8 protein-coding genes are annotated in these 5,423 nt (G+C 45.5%); all 8 read left to right on the top strand.

The genetic code is table 11. The features are described 5' to 3' along the window. Nucleotides 1-782: aminotransferase class I/II-fold pyridoxal phosphate-dependent enzyme (locus GRP75_RS18240; protein WP_160789985.1), on the top strand; the 782-nt coding region annotated here is incomplete at its 5' end. 114 nt (nucleotides 783-896) lie between these two features. Further along, nucleotides 897-1,103: an aspartyl-phosphate phosphatase Spo0E family protein gene (locus GRP75_RS18245; RefSeq protein ID WP_023987781.1), complete on the top strand. Its 207-nt coding sequence runs from the start codon at nucleotides 897-899 to the stop codon at nucleotides 1,101-1,103. A 101-nt stretch (nucleotides 1,104-1,204) separates the two neighbouring features. Then, entirely contained in the window at nucleotides 1,205-1,774 is a 570-nt protein-coding gene (locus GRP75_RS18250) for a type 2 periplasmic-binding domain-containing protein (protein ID WP_160789986.1), read from the top strand. Between the two features lie 18 nt (nucleotides 1,775-1,792). Next, nucleotides 1,793-2,356: a cob(I)yrinic acid a,c-diamide adenosyltransferase gene (locus tag GRP75_RS18255; RefSeq protein ID WP_028542959.1), complete on the top strand. Its 564-nt coding sequence runs from the start codon at nucleotides 1,793-1,795 to the stop codon at nucleotides 2,354-2,356. A gap of 21 nt (nucleotides 2,357-2,377) precedes the next feature. Continuing rightward, entirely contained in the window at nucleotides 2,378-3,337 is a 960-nt protein-coding gene (locus GRP75_RS18260; RefSeq protein ID WP_160789988.1) for an RluA family pseudouridine synthase, read from the top strand. 43 nt (nucleotides 3,338-3,380) lie between these two features. Continuing rightward, nucleotides 3,381-3,746 carry an arsenate reductase family protein gene (locus tag GRP75_RS18265; RefSeq protein ID WP_023987785.1) on the top strand — a complete coding sequence of 122 codons (366 nt, stop codon included), beginning with the start codon at nucleotides 3,381-3,383 and terminating at the stop codon, nucleotides 3,744-3,746. Between the two features lie 72 nt (nucleotides 3,747-3,818). Beyond that, a complete protein-coding gene (locus GRP75_RS18270) occupies nucleotides 3,819-4,715 on the top strand; it encodes a 5'-3' exonuclease (protein ID WP_013309415.1) in 897 nt (298 codons plus the stop codon). Nucleotides 4,716-4,938: 223 nt separating this feature from the next. Continuing rightward, on the top strand, nucleotides 4,939-5,423 hold a 485-nt coding region (locus GRP75_RS18275; protein WP_160789987.1), incomplete at its 3' end, for an ROK family protein.

Genomic DNA, 5,423 nt, shown 5'->3' on the forward strand with positions numbered 1-5,423 from the left:
CTTCAATTGGAGGCGGGATTCCGGTAGGTATTGAAACATTTGCTAAGGATGAATTTAAGCTGACGGCTGAGGCGTTGGAGGCAAAAATTACACCTAAATCCAAGGTGCTGATTTTATGCTATCCGAGTAATCCAACTGGGGCTACGATGACTTATGAAGATTGGCTTCCGATTGCCGAAGTCGTGGAAAAGCATGATTTGATCGTCATTTCTGATGAAATTTATGCTGAATTGAATTATGGAGAGAAGCATGTTAGTTTTGCCGCTATGCCTGGTATGATGGATCGTACGATTCTCGTCAGTGGTTTCTCCAAAGCCTTCGCCATGACAGGCTGGCGTATTGGATATACATGCGGACATCCAGATCTGATTGCGGCTATGCTCAAAATCCATCAGTACACCGTAATGTGTGCGCCTTCTATGGGGCAAGTTGCGGCACTGGAAGGCTTGCGGAATGGTTTGGGTGAGAAAGATCGTATGGTAGAAGCCTATAATCAGCGTCGCCGTCTGATGGTTGAAGGGTTCCGGGAAATCGGCCTGGAGTGCCATGAGCCAAGAGGGGCTTTTTATGTTTTCCCTAGTATTCAAAGCACGGGACTTAGCTCAGATGAATTTGCACAGCGTCTATTGGCAGAGGCTAAAGTTGCGGCTGTACCGGGTAATGTGTTCGGTTTGGGAGGCGAAGGCTATCTTCGTTGCTCATACGCGACTTCTGTTGCTCAGCTGACGGAGGCACTGGATCGGATTGGTCATTTTGTAGAAAAAGTAAGAAAAGAAGGTTAAAATTATTTTTTTATGGGTAATTCATAAAAAATAGTCTTTTATTTCTAAATTTCTATGCTATAATTTGAATTCGAAAGCAGGAAGTTCAATTTTTCAATTGTAGGAGGAATGCTCATGTCATATGTTGGATATAATTCGTCTAGTTCAATAGGATACGACATTTCCCTAGAAGATGAAATTTTGTTCCTGCGCAATGAGATGATGCGGACGTTTCAGGAAGAGCAGTCCTTCACCTCTGATCTTGTCATCGAGATTAGTTGCAAGCTCGATTTGAAAATCAATGAATACATGAAAATGTATGGTACGGAATGCAAGGTTTAACCGTGTGAAGTCAGCCAAAGGTAAGAAGGAGGCCGTAGGGCCTTCTTTTTTTGCGTTCACAACTTATGATATATTAATGGCATGGAAGAGGGGGCGTACATATGAGAACAGGGCTAAAAAGGCTATCGCCATGGATTATCGGAATGTTGACACTTGTATTATTGGCTGGATGTGGGGGACGGGACAAGGACAGCTTCTCCATTTTTATTATGGATAAAGGGGATGCTTCAGTCATCCGTGAAGAGCTGGCACAAAAGCTTAAGGATAAGCTGGGCGAACAGGCTCCGACTATTGAGATTTCAGTCAGTCCGCTGTATAACCAGCAGAAGCTGGTTGTAGAATATGCGGCCGGGGAGCATGATCTGTTTCTTTTGCCGGAAGAGGACATGAAGCTGTATGGACAGAATGGTTCGAATCTGCCGTTAGATGATGCTTTTGACAAGAAGACGTACGCTCGGGGCGTGTTCGAGGGCGGCGTATTTAAGAAGAAGGGGCAGGAGGAAGAAGGAACAGATGTAAGCAAGGAAACTCATTTGTTCGGAATTCCGGTGGAGCAGATGAAGATGTTTAAGGAGCTAAAATATAACTCAAAAACATTATTTGCTACCGTTCCGCCTCGTACAAGCAATAAGGAAGAAGCCATCAAGGTGCTGAAAGCACTTACGGAATGATAAGGGGGATGGAGTAATATGGGTATATATACCAGAACAGGTGATGAAGGACAAACTTCTGTGATTGGAGGTCGAGTGTCCAAAGATGATGACCGTGTGGAGGCATACGGTACAATTGACGAGCTGAACAGCTTTGTAGGACAAGCGATCAGCTTTGCCGAAGGGGAAAAGTTTGCGGATATTCGGACTCAATTGGAGGAAATACAGCAGGAGCTGTTTGATTGTGGTTCGGATTTGGCGTTTGTTAAAATCAGTGAAAGCAAATATAAGGTGAAAGACGAGCTGGCAGAGCGCCTGGAAGGCTGGATTGATGCATGTCAGGAGGAAAATCCGAAGGTGGAGCGTTTTATTATACCGGGTGGTAGCACATTATCCTCAACGCTTCATGTTTGCCGTACGGTTTGCCGACGCGCGGAACGCCGTGCTGTTACACTAGGTAAACATACGGACATCAATCCGGCGGTACGTCGGTATTTGAACCGTCTTTCCGATTATTTCTTTGCCGTTGCTCGCACAGCGAATGTCCGTCAGGGTGTGCCCGATGTCGAATATGTGCGCAGCAAAAAAGTGTTCCGCAAATAAGGAGGCAACCGGGAATTTGTGATGAGCTTGTACTATGAACCTATCGTATATACGATCCCTCCTGAGGAGGAGGGCATGCTGTTGAAGACTATTTTACAAAAACGTATGAACATTTCTCGAAAGTTAATATCCAAACTCAAGCTGACCGAGCAAGGTATTATGCTGAACGGGACACGTGTGTACATCAGCGTAAAGGTGAAGTCCGGGGATCGAGTAGAAATTCGCATGGAGCGCGAGCGTTCTGATGATATTTTACCTGAACCCATTCCTTTTGAGATATTGTTTGAGGATGAACATTTGTTAGTGGTGAACAAGGCGGCGGGTATGATTGTCCATCCAACTCACGGTCATTACACTGGAACACTGGCTAATGGGGTTGTGCATTATTGGCAGACCAAGGGAGAACTGTTCCGGTTTCGTCCTGTTCATCGTCTTGATCAAGAGACGACGGGTGTGCTGGTAGTAGCCAAAAATCCGTATGTACACCAGCATATTTCTGAGCAGATGATTGCGGGAACGGTGGATAAGCGCTATACGGCTCTGGTGCATGGGCGCCCTGAGCTGCAGGAAGGTAAGGTTGACGGACCGATTGACCGCAACCCGGATAATCCGCATTTACGTATGGTGACCCCGGATGGTTATCCTGCCCTTACGCTGTATAAGCTGGAGGAAGTGTGGAACGGGGGAAGTCGCATCGGACTAAAGTTGGAATCTGGGCGTACGCACCAAATTCGAGTGCATATGACTTATATCGGTTGTCCGTTGATCGGAGATAAAATGTACCGGATTACACCCGATGATGCTGCGCAACGTGAACGATATGATCATCTTGATGCCAGGATGCCTCGACAAGCCTTGCATGCCTCAGAACTGTCCTTGGAGCATCCTGTAATCGGGGAGCGGCTGACGTTCTATGCTCCTCTACCTGAAGATATGGCTGAAATGCAGGAGCTATTAAGAGCGCAATATTTTTCAGAATAAAATATAAATAAGCTATCGAAACCAAATGGAGGTTAATCTAGCGATGAGCCAACTGAAAGTATATCAGTATTCTAAATGCAGTACCTGTCGTAATGCAGTGAAATGGCTGCAAAACAAGGGACATGAGACGGAACTTATTCCTATTTTTGAACAGCCGCCCGGCCCGGAGGAATTGGAAGATTTAATTCGAAAAAGCGGGCTGGAGCTGAAAAAGTTTTTTAATACAAGCGGTGAGGTGTACAAAGAGCTAAAGCTGAAAGATAAGCTTGGAGACATGAGTCGTGAAGAGCAAATTTCGCTTTTATCCTCGAATGGTAGATTAATCAAACGCCCGATTGTAACCGACGGGAACAAAGTAACGATAGGATTCAAAGAGGAAACATTTGAGGGCACATGGGAAGCTCAATAACGCCCAATTTACACTCACGATATGTTATACTGTGGGGGTTAAATATTATGATGAATGGGAGCAATACAATCTGTGACACAACGCAATGAACAATCCGTAATGCTGGTTGACGGCATGGCCCTGCTATTTCGCGCTTATTATGCAACCGCCGCAAACGGTTATATCCGTCGTACAAAAGCTGGGGTGCCAACGAACGCCATCTATGGTTTTATTCGATATTTTTGGGATGCAGTCCAAACGTTTAATCCTACACATGTCATTTGCTGCTGGGATATGGGCGGAACGACATTCCGTGGGGAACATTTTGCTGCGTATAAAGGAAACCGAGCCGACGCACCAGATGATTTGATTCCCCAATTTACATTGATTCGTGAAGTGACGGACAGCCTCGGCATTCCCAACATTGGAGCGGAAGGCTTTGAAGCCGATGATTGTATCGGTACGCTTGCACGCCATTATTCGCAAAATGAGGACATGGATGTAATGATTCTCTCAGGAGATCATGATTTACTTCAATTAGTGGATGAGCGGACACGGGTCATTATTATGAAAAAAGGGCACGGCAATTATATGGTATACACCCCGGAGACCCTGCTGACTGAAAAAGGGCTTAAGCCACGTCAAGTGGTAGACCTTAAAGGCCTGATGGGGGATGCAAGCGATAATTATCCAGGAGTACGAGGTATTGGTGAGAAAACGGCACTCAAGCTGGTTCAGGAATACGACTCTATTGAGGGCATTCTGGAGAATCTGGATCAATTAACACCCTCGGTCCGTAAAAAAATTGAGAGTGATTTGGATATGCTGCATCTTTCACGCAAACTTGCTGAAATTCACTGTGGTGTACCTGTAGCATGTGCTTTGGATAGCTGTCTGCTGACGCTGGATCACGTGCAAATTGTAGACAAGTTTGAGCAGCTTGAAATGAAAAGCTTGTGTACATTGATGGGTGTCGCAACCGGATCTTAATAAAGCTGTTAGGCTTGATACGGACAATTTAAGTAAAGTAAGTAATATAGGGATGCTGACGCTTGGTGCGTTAGTGTCCTTATTTATATTCCCATATGTCGACGGAGTTATATAGTCATGTGAAGGATTATATACAATTGCGATAAGGGGATTGACCTCAGGTACATTTCAGGTGAATATAGTGGAGAGAGAACCGGATTATCGAAAGGGGACAACAGCAACTATGACAGTATTGGGAGCAATTGAGGCAGGCGGTACCAAATTTGTATGTGGAATTGGCAACGAACGTGGAGAGGTACTGGAACGGGCGAGCTTTCCAACAACCACACCAGTAGAAACAATGGAGAATGTCATCGCATTTTTTGAAGGCAAGGGCATTGAAGCATTGGGCGTAGGCTCGTTCGGGCCGATTGATCCTATCGAAGGTAGTGATACATATGGCTATATTACAACAACGCCAAAGCCACATTGGGGAAATTACAATCTGATTGGCAAACTGAAAGAGCATTTTGATGTGCCTATGGGGTTTGACACGGATGTGAATGGAGCAGCACTTGGTGAGTCTATTTGGGGTGCCGCCAAAGGATTGGACAACTGTCTGTATATTACGATAGGTACAGGCATCGGGGCGGGTGCTTTGGTTGGTGGAAAGCTGATACATGGATTATCCCACCCGGAAATGGGGCATATTCTGGTACGTCGTCACCC

It is taken from the genome of Paenibacillus sp. OT2-17, assembly GCF_009827695.1.
GTDB lineage: Bacteria > Bacillota > Bacilli > Paenibacillales > Paenibacillaceae > Paenibacillus > Paenibacillus polymyxa_B.